The sequence below is a fragment of the Streptococcus sp. AM28-20 genome, assembly GCF_003603595.1.
Taxonomy (GTDB): Bacteria; Bacillota; Bacilli; order Lactobacillales; family Streptococcaceae; genus Streptococcus; species Streptococcus ilei.
In genome coordinates, this window is record NZ_QTNK01000001.1 from 661,741 (window position 1) to 683,008 (window position 21,268).

A 21,268-nucleotide genomic window follows, 5' to 3' on the forward strand; every position below is an offset into this window, starting at 1 on the left:
CTTTCATCCTAGCCTTTCAAATATCCTGCTACATCTTTAGCAAAATAGGTAATAATCAAATCCGCTCCTGCCCGCTTCATGCCGATGAGACTTTCCATCACAATGGCGCGCTCATCAATCCAACCTTGGGCAGCAGCAGCCTTCACCATACTGTATTCCCCACTGACATTATAGGCTACTAGAGGAAGATCGCTTTGATTTCTTAAATCTCTCAAAACGTCTAAGAAGGCCAGAGCTGGTTTCACCATGAGGAAATCCGCTCCTTCTTCTTCATCGCTTTGAGCTTCCCGGAGAGCTTCTAAACGGTTTGCTGGATCCATCTGGTAAGTCTTTCTATCGCCGAAAGCAGGAGCACTTTCACCGGCATCCCGAAATGGTCCATAAAAACTAGAGGCAAATTTCACCGAATAAGACATAATCGGTACCATGTCAAAGCCAGACTTGTCCAAGCCTTCACGAATCGACGCGACGTAGCCATCCATAGCGTTGGAAGGAGCGATAATGTCTGCTCCGGCTTCTGCTTGGCTAATAGCTACTTGGACTAAGCGGTCCAAAGAAAGGTCATTCACAACCGTTTCACCATCTAGGATGCCACAATGTCCATGACTAGTAAATTCACAGAGACAGGTATCTGCAATTAGAATGAGGTCCGGGTAATGTTGCTTAATCAAGCGAAGGGCTTTTTGAACGATCCCGTCTGGGCTAGAGGCCTGTGAACCAACTTCGTCTTTTTCTGCTGGGATTCCAAATAGAATAACGGCTTTAATCCCAAGTTGCACACAAGATTCCACCTCTTCTAAAAGATCCGTTAAAGCAAATTGAAAGACACCTGGCATGGAAGCCACTTCTTCTTTTTTCTCTAGATTTTCTTTTACAAAAAGCGGTTGAATAAAGTCATTGACGCTTAAAGTCGTTTCTCTAACCAAATCTCTCATAAGAGAATTTTTTCTAAGTCTACGATGTCTTTTAAAATTCATGATCTTGTATCTCCTTTATGATTACCTCTACCAATTGTAGCATGGAGGGACTAGAAGGCATATAGTTGACAGAGACGCCACAATCTAAAACAGCTTTTGCTGTGGTCTCTCCAATGACCCCAATTTGGTGATGCTTTGGCAAAGAAAGCCCCTCTTGATAAAAAACATCCCAGGCCGACGGACTGGCAAAAGTCCATACACATTTTTCCTCTAAGGACAAGATGTCTCTTATTTTAGCGACTCCCTCTTGATTGGCAACCGTTTGATAAAGAGGCCAAGCATATACGTCGTGTCCCAACTCCTCTAACATCTTTGGATAGGTCGGATTGGCCAAATCACTATGAGGGAAGAGAATGTTCTGCTGGTCCTCATAGTGACTAGCCCACTCCTTGATAAAATCCACTCCATACTGACTACTGGACTCAAAGGTGACATCTAGTTGATGCTCTCTTAATAACTTACTGGTCTGACTTCCGATCGAGGCAATCTTTAAATCGGGCCTCAAATAGGGAAGAAATAATTGAACGGTATTGGCACTTGTAAAAAAGACCCAATCAGCTTTGACCAGTTTTTCTTCAAAAATGAGTGGAAGGGGATTACCTTGTGTGCAAATGAGTGGCGCATGCAACCATCTGACTTGGTTCTGATCCAGTAACGTTTGTAATTCGACAGAGGGTTCTTGTTCTCTTGTAAAAATAATTAAGCTTCCCACCATTTGTCTGTTAAGGCTCCTTTTTCCATTAATTGCTCCAAAGCCAGTTTGGGAAGATCGCTCCCATCCTCAGAAGTGAGAGATACATACAGGCAACGATCCTTACCATCTGCCAACATGGTCTTCAACTGGTATTGCCCCTCGATATATTGAGCATGAGCTCCTACCGGGAAGGTACAATCCGCATTCATCAAACTTAGGAAGCTTCTTTCCAATTGGATGCAGTTTTCTACTTCCTGATCATGAATCGCAGCCAATAGATTTAGGACTTCCTCATCATCTTCCCGGCATTCGACTGCTAGAGCCCCTTGTGAAACAGCAGGAATAAATGTATGAGGATCTAAAAATTCTATATTGAGAGAAGGTGACTGATCCAAATACCCAATCCGTTTTAAGCCCGCAGCAGCTAGCACGATGGCATCGCATTCGCCTTCTTGTAACTTGCGGATTCTCGAATCAATATTTCCACGTAAAGGTTTGAATTGGAGATCACTTCTTAAACTCTGAAGTTGAACCTGACGTCGAATACTACTGGTTCCTACAACTGCCCCTTGGGGAAGAGTTTCAAGCGTCATGCCTTCCTCTCTATAAATCAGACAGTCTCTAACATCTTCTCGCTCGGGAATGGCCCCAATGGTACATCCGTTCACAAGGATAGAAGGAACATCTTTTAAACTATGGATAGCAATATCAATGTCTTTATTTAAGAGCGCCTGCTCAATTTCTTTGACGAAGACCCCTTTCCCACCAATGGTTTGCAGAGATACATGAACCAACCGATCTCCTTGAGTTTTATAAGGAACCAACTCAAACTCAACATCAGGATGGCATTCTTTTAAGCGCTGGACCACCATTTTGGTCTGGGTCATGGCCAACTGACTTTTTCTCGTTCCGACTTTAATCCTTCTCATGGTTTACTCCCTTTCCACTATGAAGATCGAAAATTTTAGCAATTAAGGCAATATCATATTCAGAATTTTCACCCACAGACATTTCTTTTAATTGCAACAAAGGCTCCTTCAAGATCTGATTGATAATACTCTTCATATGCTTGGAAATCTGCTTCTTTTCTCGTTCTGTCAAATCTGGAAGTTTACGTAATAAACTTTCCATGGCCGATTCCTGAGCCTGAATCGCTTTTTCTCGAATCTCTTGAATCAGGGGAATAATGCCTAACTGCTGTTTCCACTCTTCAAAACTCACCAGTTCACTAGAGATCTCTGCTTCGATATTCTTAGCAATCTCATTTCTTTCCTCAAAAAAGGCTTGCAATTCACTGGTAATATTTTCGATATTGTAAATGGTGATGGCCGAATTTGGGTGACAGGTCCGTGGTAAACACAAGTCGAAAACAATCGCTCCTGCTTTTACCATATGTGGATAGAGAATATATCCTTCAGACTTGATAGCAGTGAAAATAATATCCGCATCCTTCACGGCTTCTTCTAACTGATCCCAAGAATAAGCCTGAATACGTTCTTCTGTTAAATAAGGGTTGGCCTTGGAAAGGGTACGGTTAACCAAGCGGATAGACTGAAAGGGACGTTGTAAAACATACTTGGTCACTAATTGGCCGATTTCCCCTAATCCGATGACTACGATTTTTGTATTCTCATAATCAAGGTCTTCCTTATCCAACATTTGTAAAGAGGTCAAACCGATGGACATGGGCCGGGCATTGATCCGGTAGACATCGTGCATTCTTTTCGCAAAGGTCACTGCTTGTCTAAAAGCTTGGTTGAGGACGATTCCTGTCGTTCCAGTTTCTTGCGCGCTCAAAAAGGCCTGCTTTAATTGACCGAGAACTTGCGTTTCACCCACAATCTTGGAATCCAAGCCAATGGATACTCTAAATAAATGTTCTAATGCCTCATTGCCTTCTTTAAACGTAAGATAAGGCTCTAGTTCTTCGATGTCAATCTGAAACCAATCTGCTAAAAAATGCTTGGAATAATAGCGACCAGTATGCAGTTGGTCAACAACCAGATACAACTCTGTCCGGTTACAGGTTGAAAGGATGACATCTTCCAGAATACTTTTTTCCGCTTTTAATTTGAGTAGAGCTTCTTTTTTCTCTTCATCAGAAAAATGAACCCGCTCTAAAATGGATAATGGTGCTACACGATGAGTAACACCAACATACAATAAATACATTCTGTCCGCTCCGTTCTTACAATTGATCTAAAAGTTGTTCTATCTTTTTTCTGACTTCTTTTGAGCGCGATGGAGATAAGCCGTTTGTAGAGATCATGACGGAAAGTTCCTTATTTGAAGCAATAGCCACATTATAAAAATCTGAATTTTTCTTATCACCAGTATTATTGACGAACTGACTAGGATGTGCCTCTTCCATCACTTTTTTATTGACTTCCTGGTTATCTGTGCAGGCAAATACCAGTTTTGCTCCTTGCAAATCCCCTGTTTGGTAGCTTCTTTGAATCCATTTAACCTGCGCCTTGGGAATTGCACCATTGATTTCAGGACTAATCACAGTAACCTTCGCCCCTTCTGACAATAAAGTCTTAATCTTGCGGGCTGCTACTTTTCCCCCACCAATAATGACGACTGGTTTATTTTGGATATTCATCATGACGGGATACATGACTATTCTCCCTCTTTTCTTTCTCTAAAAATCTTAGCACTTCGTTTATAGACTGTATCTTTGACTTCTAAGCGATGGTTGACCAAGCGAGCAATGACAAAGAAGTAATCTGACAGGCGATTGATATAGATCAAGCCGACTTCATTGACCATTTCATCCGCTTCAATGACAGCAACCATTTTTCGCTCCAATCGACGGGTCATGGTACGAGCTACATGACAGAGACTGGCGATCCGATGGCCACCAGGAATAATGAAGCGATCAATCTTTTCCGGAATGTGCATATAAGCATCCATTTTTTCTTCTAGGAAGGTAATATCTGACTCCTGTTGTTTGTAAGGTCTCAATTCTCTAGGAGTAGCAAGATCACTTCCACAGTCAAATAAATGTTGCTGAATTTCTTCACATTCTTCCCTGATATCATCTAATTCTTTGTATTCCTTCATTTCAGATACCAGGTAGCCAACTTGAGAGCACAATTCGTCCATGGTTCCATATGCTTCCACACGAATATGTGTTTTAGACACACGATCCCCACCATATAGTCGGGTAAACCCTTTATCCCCATACTTTGTGTAAATTCTCATTAAAGCTCTTCTCCGTTCATAATCTGGTAAATCTTATTCATATCGACTGCATCACGAATAACTGCTGCCAGTTTATCATATTGCAAATCCTTAAATTCTTTGAGATCGATCGCCTGGTCCGTGATGGGTTCCAAGCCCTTTTCCATGCGGATTTGGTTCAAATAATCGCGCGTCCATTGAGAATTATCAAAGACCCCGTGAAGATAGGTTCCTTGGATTCGTTTATCGGGTGAAACGGCACCATCATACCGACTAGTCTCTTCGCCATTCTGAAGGACAATGCGAGAGAAAGGCGATACCTGATCAGAAATTTCAGTTTCACCCATATGGATTTCGTAACCTTCTAAGAGTTGACCCTCATGTTCTGCTTGAACCTGAGTGGTTCGTTTAGTTCCTTGCATCTGGGTTTCAACATCAAGAAGTCCTAAGCCTTCAATTTCATCCAATTCTGATTCAACATGGCTTGGATCCGAAATTTTCTTGCCTAAGAGTTGGAAGCCTCCACAAATTCCAAAAATGCGAATGCCTTCATCAGCGCACTTACGGATTTCATCAACAATCCCTGAATCTTGGAGAACTTGCATATCTTCGATGGTATTTTTACTTCCAGGTAGAATCAAGAGATCCGGATTTCCAATAGCATCCCCTGGCATGACATAACGAACCGAAACGTCCGGTTGAATTTCTAAACTATGAAAATCTGTGAAGTTGGAAATGCGTTTCAGGGTGATAATGGCCACATCCAGATCTTTTTCATGATTAAAGCTGCGGCCTTTACTTCCTAAAGCTACACTATCCTCACTATCAATATCGATATCTGCATAAGGGACCACTCCTAGGACAGGCACGTGAGTCAGCTCTTCGATCATATCAATTCCGGATTGAAGGAGGGCGACATCTCCCCTAAATTTATTGATCAGAACCCCTTTGATCCGTTTGCGGTCTTCATCTGGCATCAATTCGATTGTACCATAAATAGAGGCAAATACTCCTCCTTTGTCAATATCCGCAACTAAGATGACCGGAGCATCAACCAGACGCGCCATCCCCATATTGACGATATCGCGTTCATTTAGGTTGATTTCAGCTGGACTACCCGCTCCTTCCAAGATAATAGCATCATACTCCTGGTCTAATTCTTGGTAGACCTCTTTGATTTTAGGCAGTAACTCTTGCTTAAATTCATGGTAATCCACTGCATCCATATCTTTTAGGATTTTCCCCATAAAAACCACTTGAGATTTGCGGTCCGAAGTAGGCTTGAGTAAGACCGGATTCATACGGACATCTGGATCAATGCCTGCTGCTTCTGCTTGGACTACCTGTGCTCGCCCCATCTCAAATCCATTTTTGGTGATAAAGGAGTTCAAGGCCATATTTTGAGATTTAAAGGGAACGACCGTGTAGCCATCTTGCTTTAAAATACGGCACAAGCCTGCTGCAATTAAACTTTTACCAGCATCTGAAGCTGTGCCCTGAATCATTAACGATTTTGCCATACATATCCTTCTTTCAACTGCTCAAATAGGATCTTTTCATTTTCAACTAGGGGCGTCTGGATGGCCTGATGGAGTTTGACAATCCATGGAACAGAAAGTCCAGCATCCAATAACAAGTTTTCTTCCTGGAACACTTCATATTTTGTTCCTTGGGTCATGATCTTGCCTTTTTTGATAAGGTAGGCATAGTCACAACAGTCATACATGAGATCCATGTCGTGGCTGGTAACAATAATGCTGGTTCCATTAGAAACAAGTCTTTTCATAATCATAGCCATTTGGTCCCGCCCTTTAGGATCCAGCCCAGCGGTTGGCTCATCTAATAATAGAAATCGTGGTTTAAGAGCTAACATTCCCGCAATGGCTACTTTTTTCTTTTGGCCGTAACTCAAGTATTGCACAGGTCGGTCCTGCAATTCCTCGATGTCCATCAGTTCAATTGCTTCTTGAACCCGTTTCTCACACTCCTCTTTAGAGTACCCTAAATTCTCTAGCGCCATCCCAATATCATCTTTGGCAATAGTATAAAACAATTGTTGCTCCGGATTTTGAAAGACCATATTGACTTCTTGTCGATAGGCAAACAAGGCTTTCTTCTTATCTTGAATCACCTGATTATCCAAACTCACACTGCCTTCTTGGGGCTTGAGAAGCTTGGTCATGACCTTCATCAGGGTAGATTTCCCGGAACCATTGGTTCCAATAATCCCGGTGATCTTTCCCTCCATGAATTCCATATTCACTTGGTCCACAGCTTTCAAATCATCAAATAAAACCGTAATATTCTCTAATTTTAACATATTTTTATTCCTCTTCATCGATTTCTTTTGCTTGAGCAAATTTCAAGGTTAAGACATCATTTAACCGCTGATTATCCGCCAATAATTTGACAAACAAGGTATTGGCTAATCTTCCCCACGCAAGATAGGTCTTTTTCTTATTTACAAATGAAAATTTTAAATCTAAGGTATCGCGAATGGTTATAAATTCGATTAAGACTAAAAAGATAAAGCGATACATGAGAACGATTAATTCCATTAGGATATCAGGTAAATGAAGACGTTTAAACAACTTCATCATTTGATTAAATGGAATGGTTAATGCAAAAAAATAGGTTGAAATTAAAGAACAGTATATTCTCATCACAATCGGAAGCACTTGTTTTGCCGAAGCCTGGAAAATACCAAAATAGCCATGGCTCCCTACAGGGAAGGCCATTAAGAACTGCTGACTATTTTCTCCATAGCTGAAAACAAAGGTTGCCATACTCAATAAGATAAAAATAGAGGGGTAACGAAACCAGCCTAGGTATTTTAAAACTGGAACTTTGGCAATATAGCAAGTCAAAGGTACCATCGCAACCATTAACAAGATTTGTAAAGGAAGGAAACCAGAGAATGAGATAACCATCAATAAAACATATAAAATAAATTTATGCACCACTGGAACTGCCGTCCAACGGTTGTTATAAGCATAGCGATCAATCACAAACATAGTTTCCTCCCCTACAAATACTTAATACAATGACTTATTTATCTTGGTGTTTTTTCCCTCGATGGTAACCGATCACATAAAAGATAATGCCCGCACCGATACTACCTTGAAGGGTAAAAAGCAAACTTTCAACTTCTGAGCCTGGTGGTTCAAACAATGGTGAGAACCATGGTTCATAATCTTTCTGAATGGTTGAGATGGCATTTTCTGCAGCATCATCTGTACCACTATATTCAACTCCCTTAGGCGCAAATAAGAAAGCACCAAGGATAATCAAAACAATAGCTACTAGTAACAAAAGATTCTTGTGTTTTTTCATAGGAATAATCCCTCTCTTTCTGTCGCATTTTCAGAAATCAAGTTATAGAAGATAACTGTAAGTAGTCCTTCTACAATGGCAATTGGAATTTGCGTAATCAGAAAGACTCCCAAGAACTTAATGGTTGAACCAACAAATCCAGTAGTTGGATCTGGGAAGACCAATCCAAGTTGAAGCGAAGTTGTTGCGTATGTTGCTAAGTCAGCAATGGTCGCACACAAGAAGAGGGATACTGGCTTAGACAATTTCAAGGAACGGCTAAATTTATAAACTGCAAACCCAACAAAAGGACCAACAACTGCCATTGAAAAGGCATTAGCACCTAGGGTTGTCAATCCACCATGAGCAAGAAGCAAAGCTTGGAAGAGCAAACAAATCGTTCCTAATACACTAATAACAGATGGCCCAAACATAGCTGTTCCCAAACCAACACCTGTTGGGTGAGAGCTAGATCCTGTTACTGAAGGGATCTTCAACGAAGATAAGATAAAGATAAAGGCACCGGACAAGGCCAACATGGTTTTTGAATTTGGATCTTTTGAAATAATCTTCTTAATTTTGACCAAACCAAAAATGAAGAATGGTAAAAATAGCAAGAACCAGACAATACACCATACTAAAGGTAGATACCCTTCCATAATATGCATGGCAGCAACCGGTTGAGGTCTAAAAATAATCAGCAAAGCTAGGATAGCAATCGCTAGCATTTTATTATTACGTTTCATAATAGAACTCCTTTATTTATTATATTTTATTAGCCTAACGGATTTTTCTTAACCAATAGGGTTGTAAAATAATCCAATTTGTCTTCGACTGTTAAGTCCGAGACTCCGTACATAATCCTTTGCTTTTCAGTAGAAGCATGACTCACTAAAAAAGTTTTTTCAATCAGATCGTACTTCTCCAACAAGGGAAGAATCACATCCAAATGATTGGCCACTTTCATAATCACAACTGTATCATGAATCGCTAGTGCTTGGTCAATCTTCTCAGTATCCGCTGTAGCTGGCACAACTGCAAAGGACTCCTCATCCATTGTTAAAGGTTGCCCTAGGACAGAAGCCATACTACCAAATGAGGTAATGCCGGGAATTGTTTGCGAATCGATGTTATCCCCAATTAATCTCAAGAGATAACTATAGGTACTATAGACCATCGGATCTCCTAATGTGATAAAGCCAACATTCTTCCCAGCTTTTACATCTTCTACAATTTCAGCAGCAATTTGTTCCCATTGAGGTTCTTTCTTTTCTAACGAACGAACCATTGGAAAGTGGCGCTGTTTAATTTCTAGATGATCACTGACATAAGGACTTGCAATCGTCAATGCCACACTCTTGGAACCACGCTTGGCTTCAGGAGTGTACAAAATATCCAATGTTTGCAGAATATTTTTGGCTTTAACGGTTACGAGCTCACTGTCACCTGGACCAATACCAATACCGTAAAATGTTGCCATTTTTGACCTCCTATTGAATAATCTTTTCTAGGTGTTGAACATAGAGTCCTTGAACACTTGGGTATTCACCAAGTCCAATCAAGTGCGTCTCTACTTGGTATCCTTTTTCTGTAAAGAAGTGTTTCCATGAACCTTCTTCATCCGAACACAAATCATTAGTAGCATGATCACCAGCCACTAACATAAAGGGAGCAAGGTGAACTTTTTTAACGCCTTTAGCTTCTAGACGTTTTTCAAGTAACTCTACTGGAGGGTAAGACTCGACACAGCCGATATAGACAGCTTCATCCGTCAGCATATGATCCAAAGCAGCATAGGCAGTAAAGGCATAATGCTGACTACCATGCCCCATAAGGATGGTTGCTTCATCTGCATTATTATTATTGTATTCTTTTACAAGGATATTTGCAACATTTTCATAATCTTCTTCACTGAAAAGAAGAGGTTTCCCGATTTTTAGAAGTTCAAAATCTTCTTTAAACTGGTTGGCTTGGTGCACCACTTTTTCATACTCACTTCCTAAGATAATGTGGAGTGGTTGAATATAAACTTCTTTGACACCATCCTTTTTTAATTGTTCCAATAATTGGTTCACAGTTGGAACTGTGATGCCTTCGTTTTCTTTAATGCGCTTAATGACAACATTAGAAGTGAAGGCACGGTGGACTTGAAAATCTGGGAAGCGCTCTTGAATGGTTTCTTCACAGGCTTGAATGGTTTTCTGCCGTGTTTCAGGATAGGTGGTTCCGAAACTGACAACAATAATGGCTTTACTCATTTTCACTTTCCCTTCTAAAAAAAGTTTGGCAAGCTTCACAGACCGATTTTAAGGTTCTTTCTTCTGTTTCAATCAACTGATGATAGCCAGCTTTTTCCAATACAGATCTGGTATTGTCTCCCATAATGACAATCGGTTTCTCTTTCCAATTCTCTTGGGTTTTCTCCGCCATCAAAACAAAGTGGTAAGCTGCAGCAGAGTTTGGCAAACAGATCAACTGGATATCCTCTGCATGGTATGCGAAAGATTCACTTTCAAAGGCCACAGAATGAGTAGTGTGGATTGGGAAGCTCAAAACCTCTGATACTGCTTTTTCCTTAATATCAGAAGTTAGAATGATCCAGTTTCCTTCTTGCTCCCTCATCCGTTTCACAAAATTCTCTTCTGCAACATCATTGATTTGATCATAGAGGCGAATTCCTGCTTCTTTAATGGTCCTGATGGTATGATGCCCACTTGCTACAATCTTCAAATGACTGAGACTCCGAATATCCAGGTCTTCTTGTTGCAAATAGGCAACAAAGAAGTTCCAAGAACTTGGGTCTGTCACTACTAAACCATCGATGCTAGAAAGTTGAGGAAGTTGCAATTCTTTTGCAAGCAATTTACTTGGTGACTGAAAAGCATACACTGTCGCCCCAGCATCCTTTAACAATTTCGGAAGCTTAGCATTAGGAGTTTCTTGCACCAAAAGGCTTCGACCGAACAAAGGCAATTTTTCATGGTAGTTCAGTTCCTCACGGAAAGCAACAACGTCCCCAATCACAATCAAACTTGGTGCTTTCATCTGGTGTTTTTCAGCCAGTTCAATAATGGTCTCTAATTTGCCATCAATGGAACGTTGTTGAGGGTGAGTAGCCCATTCGATAATCGCAACTGGAGTTTCCTTATCGTAACCACGAACCATCAATTCCTCACAAATGGTCTGCAAGTTTTTCATTCCCATAAGGAAGACTAGCGTCCCTTTTAAGTGGGAAATCGCATCCCAATTCAGTGCTTCACTGGCATCTTGTAGATGGCCAGTAAAGACATGAAAGCTAGTCGCGATATTTCTAAAGGTCATGGGAATTCCTGCATAGGCTAGTCCTGCTATAGCAGAGGTAATTCCTGGTACTACTTCAAAGGGAATCCCTTCTTGGATAAGAGTTTGAGCTTCTTCTCCTCCTCGACCAAAGATATAGGGATCGCCACTTTTTAGGCGAACAACTTTTTTCCCTTCTTTGGCTTTTGCAACCAAAACTTCTTCAATTTTTTCTTGAGAAACACATGGTTGATTAGGAATCTTGCCAACATAGATCTTTTCACAGTTGGCTTTTGTATAGGTCAGAAGCATAGGATTGACTAAGCGGTCATAGATGAGAACATCTGCCTCTTCTAGTCTCCGTGCTCCTTTGATAGAGATTAATTCTTCATCGCCTGGACCTGCACCTACTAAACTAACAAAGCCTCTCATCCATTCACCTCTTTCTTTAAATGGGTTTCCAATTCCTCAATAGTTGATACTACTTTAGGATAGTTGACAATTGGTCGTGAAATAATCACACAATCCATTCCAAGTTCTTGACAGCCTTCGATTTTTTCCCGAATCCCACCAATACTTCCACTTTCTTTGGAAACAAATACTTCCGCTTTGGAGCGAGCCAGCAATTGCTTGTTACACTCTTTAGAGAAAGGAGCCTTGATCGCATCGATTTGATCCGGAACAAGTCCCAACTCTTCACATCCTTTTAGAACTTCTGAAGTCGGAAGAACACGAACCACAATACGCGACTCTGGTAAACCATGAACAAATAATGGCAAGGTTTTGCTTCCAGTTCCTAAATAGACTGTTTTATACTGTTTCTCTTTGATGTATTCAATGGCTTCTTCTGTTGAATGGACAACGGTAGCACCAGATAAGTCGAGGGTAGCTTGTCTTTCAAAGCGCACATAGGGAATCCCCGCCTGATTAGCTGCTTTCATCGCTTCTTGAGAGACAATATCCGCAAAGGGATGGGAAGCATCAATTATTTCATCAACGTCATTCTCTTTGATGAAAGCAACCATTTGGTCAGCTGTCATTCTTCCTTGGACCACGTTCTGCCCAAATTTAGAAGCTAAATGGCGGCCATAATCCGACACAACAGAGGTAGTCACCGGGATATTCTGTTGCGAGAGGAATTCAAGAATCTCTGTACTTTCAGCTGTTCCACCGAAAAGTAGTTTCATCATAGTGTATATCCTCGAGGTGTGATCATGCGTCCATTTTTCACATAAGTCTCTTTGTTTCCAACAATGACAATTGTAGTCATGTCTACAAGAGTTTCATCCAAGTCTTCAATCGTAGTAAGCACAATTTGTTCTTCCTTACGTCCGATATCCTTCCCAATTCCGACAATCGTATCTTTCGATTTGTATTGAGACATAATTTCAAGCGCTCTTGCTAAGTGCTCTGGACGACCTTTACTTCTTGGATTGTACAGACAAACAACAAAGTCACCTTGTGCTGCTGCATGAAGACGTTTTTCAATCATTTCCCATGGAGTCATCAAGTCACTAAGTGAAATATGACAGAAGTCGTTCATGAGAGGTGCTCCCATCACTGCAGCTGCTCCAAGGCTTGCTGTAATTCCTGGTACTACTTTCACTTCAAGCGTATCGTTTTCTTCTAATAACTCGAGGATCAAACCAGCCATCCCATAGACACCGGCATCCCCACTCGAAACAACCCCAACATTTTTTCCAGTTTCGTGAGCTAGATCAATGGCTTTTTGACAGCGTTCAATTTCATGACGCATCCCAGTCGCAACCATTTCTTTATCTTTTACAAGATCTTTGATCAAACGCATGTAGGTAGAATACCCTACAATAATTTCACAATCTTTGATTGCTTGCAATGCCTCTTGAGACATCAATTCTTCTTTACCTGGGCCAAGTCCAATAACGTATAACATATTTATTTCTCCTTGTTTTTAATATTTAATAATTGTTAACTAATTTACCAAGTGCAAATGTTGCACCATTTTGTGCGAACCGTTGGGTTAGCACATTTCCTTTACTTGCAAGATCAGCGCTAGCAAGCGCCACACTTCCAACCCCAACAGTCTTCTTGACAAATTCTGATTGCGGATATTTATCCGCCACCACTAGCAGTTCCTCCTTGGAGTAGGTTTGGAAAGGACAGTCAAGGTGTTGGGCTAATTCTAGTATCGCCTGTTCATTTTTTTTGACATCAATACTAGCAATTTTTGCGATTTCTGAACCGGAGATTCCCTCTTGTTCACAAAATGCATGAAAAGATTCCATAAATGTGGAAGGTGGAAGATCCTTCTTTGCCCCAACTCCTAAAACATAGGGTTTTGGATGAATCAGGGCGACCACTTCTTCGTCAACCTCAACTGCTTGAGAGGTCAACCAAATAAATGGGCTCTTATTAGCAAGGACTTCCTGAATCTGATTTTCTTCAATTACTGTTAAACCTCTCAGGTCAGATACCCAAGGCTTTTCTTGATAAAAATAGACACAGTCCTTATTCGCTAGATAAGAATTAAATACTTTTACTAAGTGGCGCAATTCTTCCCGCCACCCATTTACTTCTTTAGCAATATTATCTAGCGCTACAACATTTTGTGTATCTGTTGCGGTCGTGATTACTGGATTTGAATCTAATAATTCAGCAATTTTAAGTGTAACCTGATTGGCCCCACCTAAGTGACCACTTAACAAACTAATCACATGATTGGCTTTTTCATCCATAACGATCACAGCAGGGTCAGTTGTTTTATCTTTAATAACTGGGGCAATGCCTCTGACAACCGCACCAATCGCCATGATACAAATTAAGACATCGACCTCTTGGAATACCGTCCGAAGTCCTTCAATGACACGCCCTTCAATCGGTACCGTTCGTGAGTCAGCGATTTTCACAGTGGTATAGACCGGACAATCAATCCCAAGTTTTTCCTTGAGCTCTAGTCCTAGATTTTTTGCATTGTTGGTAACCGCCACAATGGCATAACGAGGGGAATCATTTAGCATGCGAACTCAATCCTTTACGGAATTCATGGTGAAAATCTTTGTGATAGAGCTTAGAGTAGTAAAACTCTTCACCCAAGAAATCTCCAACTAAAATCAAGGCAGTTTTTCTAATTTTAGCTTCTTTGACCTTCTCAGCAATGGTCTCCAATGTCCCAAAGACTTTGCGTTCATCTGGCCAAGTTGCCTTATAAATCACAGCGACAGGGGTTTCTTTTGGATAGCCACCCTCGACCAATTCAGCCACCACTTTTTCAATACCCTGTACAGATAAGAAAATGGCCATCGAGGTTCTGTGTTGAGCATAACTTCGGAGTGATTCCCGGTCAGGAACAGGGGTCCGTCCAGCCATACGAGTGATAATCACACTCTGAGAAACTTCAGGGACTGTATATTCTGTTCCGATACTTGAGGCAGCTCCTAGGAAAGAGCTCACTCCAGGAATACAGTCAAATTCAATTCCTCTCTTCTTCATCTCTTCTGTTTGCTCACGAATGGAACCATAGATAGAGAAATCTCCTGTTTGTAAGCGAACGACATCTTTTCCAGCTTTAACTGCTTCCTCCATGACATCGATAATTTCCATCAAATGCATAGACGCGCTATCATGAATCTCAGCACCTTCCTTACAATATTGAAGGAGATCAGGATTCACGAGTGAACCCGCATAAATGACCACGTCCGCTTGGGATAATTTTCGATAACCTTTTAGGGTAATGAGTTCCACATCACCAGGTCCTGCACCTACAAAATGTACAATTGACATACCTTTATTTCCTTTCTGGTTTTACCGCTGAAACAATAATCGTTGGGTTTTGCTGTTTGAAATAATGCCCTTTTCCTAAGGCAGACCATCTGCTCGCTTGGATGGATACGACGTCTAAGTCTTGCCATTCCAGCTCTTCAGCAAGTTGAATTGCTTCCATTGCATTTTCCAAGAGGATAAAGTTTAAAACAAAGCGGCCACCTGGAACTAACAGATCTTCACACCACTCAAAGATTTCTGCCATGTTGCCACCGGTTCCACCGACAAAAATAGCATCAAATTGGCCTTCAAGCTCAACAGGAGCTTTGCCCTTTATCAGAGTAATATTCTGACACCCAAAGTATTCAATATTCTCCTGTGTCAAGGCAACAGCGTCCTCATTTTGTTCAATGGCAACGACTTCCAAATTTGGAAAGGAAACGGCTGCTTGAATCGTTACACTGCCCGTACCAGAGCCAACATCCAACATTCTCTTAGCCTTATGTAAGTCTAATTTATCAATACTGATTGCTCTGACTTCTTCTTTGGTCATGGGAACCTTTGCTCTAATAAATGCCGAATCCTTCATTTAGTATTACCACCACATTCATTTCATATTGACGATCGATTACTTGATCTTCTGCTAAAATTTCAATTTTTTCATCTTCATAGCTAAGATTTTCACCAATGACTAAGACTTTTTTCAATCCCCGTTTCATCGCTTCTTGGGCTATTTCATAGGGACCAATTTTCTTATCCGTCACCATAAATACCTTGGGTAGAGAAAGCAAGAAATCAAAATCAGGAATTTTTGCATGACTACTTGTTAAGTAGGCATCATTCATAGGGAGAAAGACTTTGCTTGCGAGGTACTGGAATGAAGAAATTCCTGGTTGAACCACCACGCGCCCTTTAAATTTCTCAGACAACCATTTTCCCAAACCATAGATCAGGGGATCGCCTGATGCTAGATAGAGGATGGTTGAATCTTCTGGATAAGACTCTATTAGTTGAGCTAACTCAGCCAGTTTCTTTGGTGGTACAATCCCTTTTTCTTGATAGGCAGCTGGAAGGATTTCTAAATGTCGCTCACTTCCAAGAATATAATCTGCCTTCTTATATATTTCTTCACTTCCTAAAAGTCCATAGGAAGGGGCTCCTGGCCCTATTCCAATTACATAGATCACGTCCATTCCTCCGCTATTTCTTCTAATGTTTGAGTTGAAGCTAGATAGCCAGCTTCTGTCCCAAAGGTTACTACATCAATACTGACTTCCGGCTTCCGATTTCGCAGCAACCGCTCCGATCGGAATTTCATCTTGTCCACTAGCACTTGATAAACTTCTTCGTAGTGATACTCTTCAATGAAGGTCCCAGCCGCATCTGTTGTAATGCACTGATCCACTTTCTCAAGAAGTTCAACTGGAGCACCCAACAAGGCGAGATTGGCCATAATGATTTCCATTCGCGCATCTGAGTCTTTACTATGAGTTGAGAAAATCCCACCAGCTACCTTGACAAATTTACCCATATGGCCAACCATCAGGACCCGAGTAAAGCCGATCCGCTGGACTTCTTTTAGGACATGACCAACAAAGTTACTCATATTCACAATTCGATGAGGTGGAATCCCCAGCACATTGGTCGCAAAGTCCTCGCCGTAATTTCCGGGAGCTAACACAACCGATCGATAGCCTTGATTGTACAGCATGGTTAATTCAATCGTAATGGACGCCTTCCAACTCTCTTCTGACATGGGATTAACAATTCCTGTCGTCCCCAAAATGGAGATCCCTCCTACAATTCCTAAGCGTGAATTATAGGTCAACTTGGCTGTTTCTTCTCCACCCGGTACCGAAATTATAATTTTTGCACCGCAGTTTGGACCAAGTAATTGTCGGGCTGTTTTTTCAATCATTGCCCGAGGAGTTGGGTTGATCGCTGCCATTCCAACATCACATTTCAGTCCTTTTTGTGTGACGCGCCCCACACCTTCTCCTCCATCGATCTCAATGTCGTTTGAATCCGGCAAGAGAGTCACTGTCGAATAAATCAGGAGTCCGTGCGTCGCATCTGCATCATCACCACCATCCTTTTCGACAGCGGCACTGGCAGTAAGTTCACCAAAAGAAGGATCTTTGATATCCATTGTTACTTCGACACCATTCGCCGTAGAAACTGTAACTTTTTCTTCGATATCTTGATTCAAAATCATACTAATCGCTGCAGCTGTCGCAGCGGTCGCACAGGTTCCAGTAGTGAAACCTTTTCTTAGTTTTTTTCCATTGACATATGCGTAATCATCCATATAGTTCCATTTCCTTCACTACTTAATTATTTGGGACTACGAAGCGTTGGTAATCATCCATTTCTTTTTTGTACTGGTACAGAATAGCATTTACTACTGCTGCTGCAATCGTACTTCCACCCTTACTTCCCAATGCAACAATAGAAGGAATTTGGCTTTCATGGAGTTTTTGTTTTGATTCAGCCGCACCGACAAAGCCAACCGGAACACCAATAACAGCATCAGGGACTAATGTTCCTTCTTCTACCATATCCAAGACTTTAAAGATAGAAGTTGGGGCGTTTCCGAATACAAACAACTTAGGACCCAACTCATTGGCTGCATGTTCTACCGCTGCCATGGAACGAGTGATCCCTTTTGCCTTAGCTTCTTCAAAAATCGCTGGTTCATTGACCAAGCATCTGTAGGCCACCCCTAGTTCATCCAAGATTCTTTTATTAAATCCACCTAGAACCATGGTCGTATCTGTAAAAATGGTCCCCTTATTTTTGATAACATCCAAAATATGGTCGATGGCATCATTTGAAAATTTGATATTGTAGAGGTAATCGAAATCCGCACTCGCAAAAACAACGCGTTTCCAAACCGCTTCATGAAATGGATTATCAAAAACAATATCTGGGTGTTCTTGATCAATAATTTCTTGAATCTTTTTAAAACTAGCTTCTTCAATCTGATTTGATACTTTTATATAATTCATAAATACCCTATCCTTTTTTATCATTTAAAGCTGTTGAATAACGAACATAGTCTTCTGTTACGATTGTTTGCATTTGATAGATAATCGCATTAATAATGGCCACGACAAGGGTGCTTCCCCCTTTACGTCCTTCATTGACCATGGCAGGCAAGTCGGTCTCTAATAAAGCTTCCTTAGACTCTATGACATTAATAAATCCAACAGGTACACCGATAATCGCATCTACCTCAACTTTTTTCTCTTTGATCAAATCAAGGAGATGGAACAAAGCAGTCGGAGCTCCACCAAAAGCAAATACTTTAGGTCCTTCGATCTCTGTTGCTTTTTCAACAGCAGCCATTGCTCGAGTAATGTTTTTTTCCTTAGCAAGTTGGATGACATCTTCATCATTAATGAGGCAACGGTAGGAAACACCCATTTGGTCCAATACGCGTTTATTGATCCCATTTAAAGAAATGCTGGAATCAACAATGATGGTCCCTTTATTCTGAATCACGTCAACAATTCGCTCATTGACATGATTGATAAATTTCATGGTATAGAGATAGTCAAAATCACCTGTGGTATGAATGGCGCGTTTAATAATAGCCTCTTCCATGTCTTCATGAAATTCATAGCCAGGATGATCCTGATCGATCACCGATTGAATGATCTGAAAACTTTTTTCCTCAATTGAGGAAGGGTTTTTAATATAGGACATACATACTCCTCTTTTAATAAATTACAAGAATAAAATAAATAATTGACAAAACGAAAGTTGAAACTGTCGTCGTCATATAAAGCATAGAAATGGAGGTTAAAATATCCTCTGATTCTACATTTCTAACTGGGTCTCCAATGGTTGGTTTGGAAATCAACTCGCCATGATAAACATGAGCTCCCCCTAGTTGAATCCCTAAGGCGCCTGCAACAACCGATTCAGGGAAAGCACTATTTGGACTTGCATGTTGGTAGCGATCTCTCCAGCCAATTTTTAAGGCATTCCTGAAATCCAATTGCAAAATTCTAGCACTGGCTAACATAAAGAACCAGGTTAAACGAGCAGGGATGAGATTGACCAAATCATCCATCTTAGCTGAAACAAAGCCAATCTTACGATATTTAGCTGTTTTATAGCCCACCATTGAATCTAGCGTATTAATAGCCTTGTAGCCCATTGCTAAAACTGGTCCACCAAGAAATAGGCATAATAAGGGACCGATTACGCCATCACTAGCATTTTCTGCTACCGTTTCGATGGTCGCATTACAAATTTCAGGAATGGAAAGATGATTTGTTTCTCTCCCCACAATCATGCCAACCTGATATCTAGCCTGTTCAATGGAACCAGACTGAACCGCTTTGTAGACCTTAAGAGCTTCAAAAGCAAGAGAACGAGTTGCCAAACAAGTGTAAGCCAGATAAATCCAAGCGACCCAATAGAGAATAGGGTGAAGTTGACTAGCGCCCCACAAAATTCCATAAGTAATGGAAACTGTTAAAGTAACCGTGGAGAACCACAGAAGGATTCCAAACAGAAAAGGAAATTTTGATTTTAGGTTCTCTAGTTTCAAACAAGCATAAATAAAATTTCCAATCAGCTTAACGGGGTGGGGCCAAGAATAAGGATCTCCAATTAACCAATCCAGAAGAAGAGCGATAAAAATTGCAACAACTATCATTTCTTAGACTCCAAGATAAAATGAATCCAATTCATAAGGAGTTGTTCCTTTTGATAAAAATGAACATGGAGGTAACTTGCAAAAGTTTTCCCTTTCTGATAGCCCCCCGTCCAATTGGAAACTACTTCTCCGTCTCTTTCTTTTCTGATGTCTAAAACTGTTTTTTCAGAAGTATTGAAGATGGAATGGTGGAACTCATGACCTCGAACTTCCGTACCGGACGGACCAAATAAAGATTCTTCATTGGTAGTTGCAAAACAGTAACCAAACCGTCTTAGGCCATTGGTCATCACACTAGTGCCATCAAATATCCCAACCATTTCATAGGACTGATCCTCGATCTCAAGATTTTTCCCAAGGTACATCAAGCCTCCACATTCAGCATAGATAGGGATTCCTTTTTGATGAGCTTCTAAAACTGATTCTCTAAAGGAGCGATTGTCAGACAATTCTTTTGCAAACAACTCCGGATAACCCCCACCAAAATAATAGGCATCGGCTTCCGGTAACCGTTCATCTTTTAAGGGACTAAATGGAAGGAGCTCGACATTAGCACTTCTCAACAAATCCAGATTGTCTTCGTAATAAAAATGAAAGGCATCATCAAGTGCATATGCAATGGTTAATGGGGTAGAATTCTCAAGTTTGAATGGAGAAGAAAGTTCAATTGATTCTCTATCAACTTTCTCCAATAGGCGATCGAACTGAATTGTTTTTTTAGCTTGCTCTCCAAGAATAGCAAACTTTTCTTCTAGATCCTCCATTTCTACATCAGGAATCAATCCCAAGTGTCTGGAAGGAAGTTCAACTTGAACATTTTTTGGAAAATAACCCAGGACTTCTATATCAGTGTAGCGCTCAATCGCCCCCTTAATCAGCTGATAATGGGTTTCCGAAGCCACACGATTGACAATGACACCAACAATATTTACCGATGGATCAAATGAAGAAAAACCATGCACAATTGCTGCGGCTGAAGTCGAGGTTGATTTCCCATCAATAATTAAAACAACAGGTAGATTCAGCTGTTTGGCAACAGATGCAGAAGAGGCACAATCTTTATCTGTTCCTAATCCATCATAGAGTCCCATCACCCCTTCTACCACTGCGACATCGGAATTTTGATGCCAACGATAATAAGACCACTTCAGATAATCCGTATCAGGAATTAAAAAATTATCTAGATTACGAGATGAGTTCTTCGTAATACGACTATGGTAAGAAGTATCAATATAATCAGGGCCAATTTTATACGGCTGAACATTGTACCCCATATCTGTTAAAGCTCTTAATACAGCCAGTGTTACGGTAGTTTTTCCAACACCACTAGATACACCAGCTAACATAAACTGCTTCATCCTAAAAACCCCTATCTCTTGGAAAAAATAGAGCTACAAAAAATACACTATTTTT

General features: G+C 40.8%; 25 protein-coding genes. All 25 read right to left on the bottom strand.

Annotated features, from left to right (window positions below; genetic code table 11):
- Window positions 1-8 precede the first annotated feature (8 nt).
- Genes hemB through DW738_RS03580 form a run of 25 tightly spaced genes read right to left on the bottom strand, consistent with a single transcriptional unit; the run spans window position 9 to window position 21,213 of the window.
- Window positions 9-977 (bottom strand): porphobilinogen synthase, encoded by a 969-nt coding sequence (gene hemB / locus DW738_RS03460; RefSeq protein ID WP_123160331.1) that lies wholly within the window; start codon window positions 975-977, stop codon window positions 9-11.
- On the bottom strand, window positions 967-1,692 hold the full coding sequence (locus tag DW738_RS03465) for a uroporphyrinogen-III synthase (protein ID WP_123160332.1): 726 nt from the start codon (window positions 1,690-1,692) through the stop codon (window positions 967-969). Before DW738_RS03465 ends, hemB begins: the two co-directional genes overlap by 11 nt.
- On the bottom strand, window positions 1,677-2,600 hold the full coding sequence (gene hemC / locus DW738_RS03470; RefSeq protein ID WP_123160333.1) for a hydroxymethylbilane synthase: 924 nt from the start codon (window positions 2,598-2,600) through the stop codon (window positions 1,677-1,679). The genes DW738_RS03465 and hemC overlap by 16 nt, the downstream gene beginning before the upstream one ends.
- Complete coding sequence (gene hemA, locus DW738_RS03475) at window positions 2,587-3,843, bottom strand: glutamyl-tRNA reductase (protein WP_023023464.1); 1,257 nt, start codon at window positions 3,841-3,843, stop codon at window positions 2,587-2,589. The genes hemC and hemA overlap by 14 nt, the downstream gene beginning before the upstream one ends.
- Before the next feature lie 16 nt (window positions 3,844-3,859).
- Window positions 3,860-4,291: a bifunctional precorrin-2 dehydrogenase/sirohydrochlorin ferrochelatase gene (locus DW738_RS03480; protein ID WP_023023466.1), complete on the bottom strand. Its 432-nt coding sequence runs from the start codon at window positions 4,289-4,291 to the stop codon at window positions 3,860-3,862.
- 2 nt (window positions 4,292-4,293) lie between these two features.
- Window positions 4,294-4,878: a cob(I)yrinic acid a,c-diamide adenosyltransferase gene (locus DW738_RS03485; RefSeq protein WP_023023468.1), complete on the bottom strand. Its 585-nt coding sequence runs from the start codon at window positions 4,876-4,878 to the stop codon at window positions 4,294-4,296.
- A complete protein-coding gene (locus DW738_RS03490) occupies window positions 4,878-6,377 on the bottom strand; it encodes a cobyric acid synthase (protein WP_123160334.1) in 1,500 nt (499 codons plus the stop codon). Before DW738_RS03490 ends, DW738_RS03485 begins: the two co-directional genes overlap by 1 nt.
- Window positions 6,362-7,177, bottom strand: coding sequence for an ATP-binding cassette domain-containing protein (locus DW738_RS03495; RefSeq protein WP_123160335.1), 816 nt, complete (start codon window positions 7,175-7,177; stop codon window positions 6,362-6,364). Before DW738_RS03495 ends, DW738_RS03490 begins: the two co-directional genes overlap by 16 nt.
- Window positions 7,178-7,181: 4 nt before the next feature.
- A complete protein-coding gene (locus DW738_RS03500; RefSeq protein WP_123160336.1) occupies window positions 7,182-7,871 on the bottom strand; it encodes a CbiQ family ECF transporter T component in 690 nt (229 codons plus the stop codon).
- A 34-nt stretch (window positions 7,872-7,905) separates the two neighbouring features.
- Window positions 7,906-8,190, bottom strand: a complete 285-nt coding sequence (locus tag DW738_RS03505; protein WP_123160337.1) for an energy-coupling factor ABC transporter substrate-binding protein — start codon at window positions 8,188-8,190, stop codon at window positions 7,906-7,908.
- Entirely contained in the window at window positions 8,187-8,915 is a 729-nt protein-coding gene (locus DW738_RS03510) for an energy-coupling factor ABC transporter permease (protein WP_023023478.1), read from the bottom strand. Before DW738_RS03510 ends, DW738_RS03505 begins: the two co-directional genes overlap by 4 nt.
- 29 nt (window positions 8,916-8,944) lie before the next feature.
- Entirely contained in the window at window positions 8,945-9,649 is a 705-nt protein-coding gene (locus tag DW738_RS03515; protein ID WP_123160338.1) for a cobalt-factor II C(20)-methyltransferase, read from the bottom strand.
- 10 nt (window positions 9,650-9,659) lie between these two features.
- Window positions 9,660-10,427 carry a sirohydrochlorin cobaltochelatase gene (locus DW738_RS03520; protein WP_123160339.1) on the bottom strand — a complete coding sequence of 256 codons (768 nt, stop codon included), beginning with the start codon at window positions 10,425-10,427 and terminating at the stop codon, window positions 9,660-9,662.
- On the bottom strand, window positions 10,420-11,880 hold the full coding sequence (gene cobA, locus DW738_RS03525) for a uroporphyrinogen-III C-methyltransferase (protein ID WP_123160340.1): 1,461 nt from the start codon (window positions 11,878-11,880) through the stop codon (window positions 10,420-10,422). The genes DW738_RS03520 and cobA overlap by 8 nt, the downstream gene beginning before the upstream one ends.
- A complete protein-coding gene (gene cobK, locus DW738_RS03530) occupies window positions 11,877-12,638 on the bottom strand; it encodes a precorrin-6A reductase (protein ID WP_023023486.1) in 762 nt (253 codons plus the stop codon). Before cobK ends, cobA begins: the two co-directional genes overlap by 4 nt.
- Window positions 12,635-13,360: a precorrin-3B C(17)-methyltransferase gene (gene cobJ, locus DW738_RS03535; protein WP_123160341.1), complete on the bottom strand. Its 726-nt coding sequence runs from the start codon at window positions 13,358-13,360 to the stop codon at window positions 12,635-12,637. The genes cobK and cobJ overlap by 4 nt, the downstream gene beginning before the upstream one ends.
- Before the next feature lie 25 nt (window positions 13,361-13,385).
- Window positions 13,386-14,444, bottom strand: coding sequence for a cobalt-precorrin 5A hydrolase (locus tag DW738_RS03540; protein WP_003006927.1), 1,059 nt, complete (start codon window positions 14,442-14,444; stop codon window positions 13,386-13,388).
- The gene (locus DW738_RS03545; RefSeq protein WP_023023490.1) at window positions 14,434-15,207 is read right to left on the bottom strand and encodes a cobalt-precorrin-4 methyltransferase; all 774 of its coding nucleotides are present in this window, start codon (window positions 15,205-15,207) and stop codon (window positions 14,434-14,436) included. Before DW738_RS03545 ends, DW738_RS03540 begins: the two co-directional genes overlap by 11 nt.
- 4 nt (window positions 15,208-15,211) lie before the next feature.
- A complete protein-coding gene (locus DW738_RS03550) occupies window positions 15,212-15,775 on the bottom strand; it encodes a decarboxylating cobalt-precorrin-6B (C(15))-methyltransferase (RefSeq protein ID WP_042507465.1) in 564 nt (187 codons plus the stop codon).
- Complete coding sequence (locus DW738_RS03555; protein WP_023023494.1) at window positions 15,753-16,379, bottom strand: cobalt-precorrin-7 (C(5))-methyltransferase; 627 nt, start codon at window positions 16,377-16,379, stop codon at window positions 15,753-15,755. The genes DW738_RS03550 and DW738_RS03555 overlap by 23 nt, the downstream gene beginning before the upstream one ends.
- Complete coding sequence (gene cbiD / locus DW738_RS03560) at window positions 16,370-17,494, bottom strand: cobalt-precorrin-5B (C(1))-methyltransferase CbiD (protein ID WP_123160342.1); 1,125 nt, start codon at window positions 17,492-17,494, stop codon at window positions 16,370-16,372. Before cbiD ends, DW738_RS03555 begins: the two co-directional genes overlap by 10 nt.
- Before the next feature lie 22 nt (window positions 17,495-17,516).
- Complete coding sequence (locus tag DW738_RS03565) at window positions 17,517-18,194, bottom strand: cobalt-precorrin-8 methylmutase (RefSeq protein WP_023023498.1); 678 nt, start codon at window positions 18,192-18,194, stop codon at window positions 17,517-17,519.
- A 7-nt stretch (window positions 18,195-18,201) separates the two neighbouring features.
- Window positions 18,202-18,894, bottom strand: coding sequence for a cobalt-precorrin-8 methylmutase (locus DW738_RS03570; RefSeq protein WP_023023500.1), 693 nt, complete (start codon window positions 18,892-18,894; stop codon window positions 18,202-18,204).
- 13 nt (window positions 18,895-18,907) lie between these two features.
- Window positions 18,908-19,855, bottom strand: a complete 948-nt coding sequence (gene cbiB / locus DW738_RS03575) for an adenosylcobinamide-phosphate synthase CbiB (RefSeq protein WP_123160343.1) — start codon at window positions 19,853-19,855, stop codon at window positions 18,908-18,910.
- Window positions 19,852-21,213 (bottom strand): cobyrinate a,c-diamide synthase, encoded by a 1,362-nt coding sequence (locus DW738_RS03580; protein WP_123160344.1) that lies wholly within the window; start codon window positions 21,211-21,213, stop codon window positions 19,852-19,854. Before DW738_RS03580 ends, cbiB begins: the two co-directional genes overlap by 4 nt.
- Window positions 21,214-21,268: the final 55 nt, after the last annotated feature.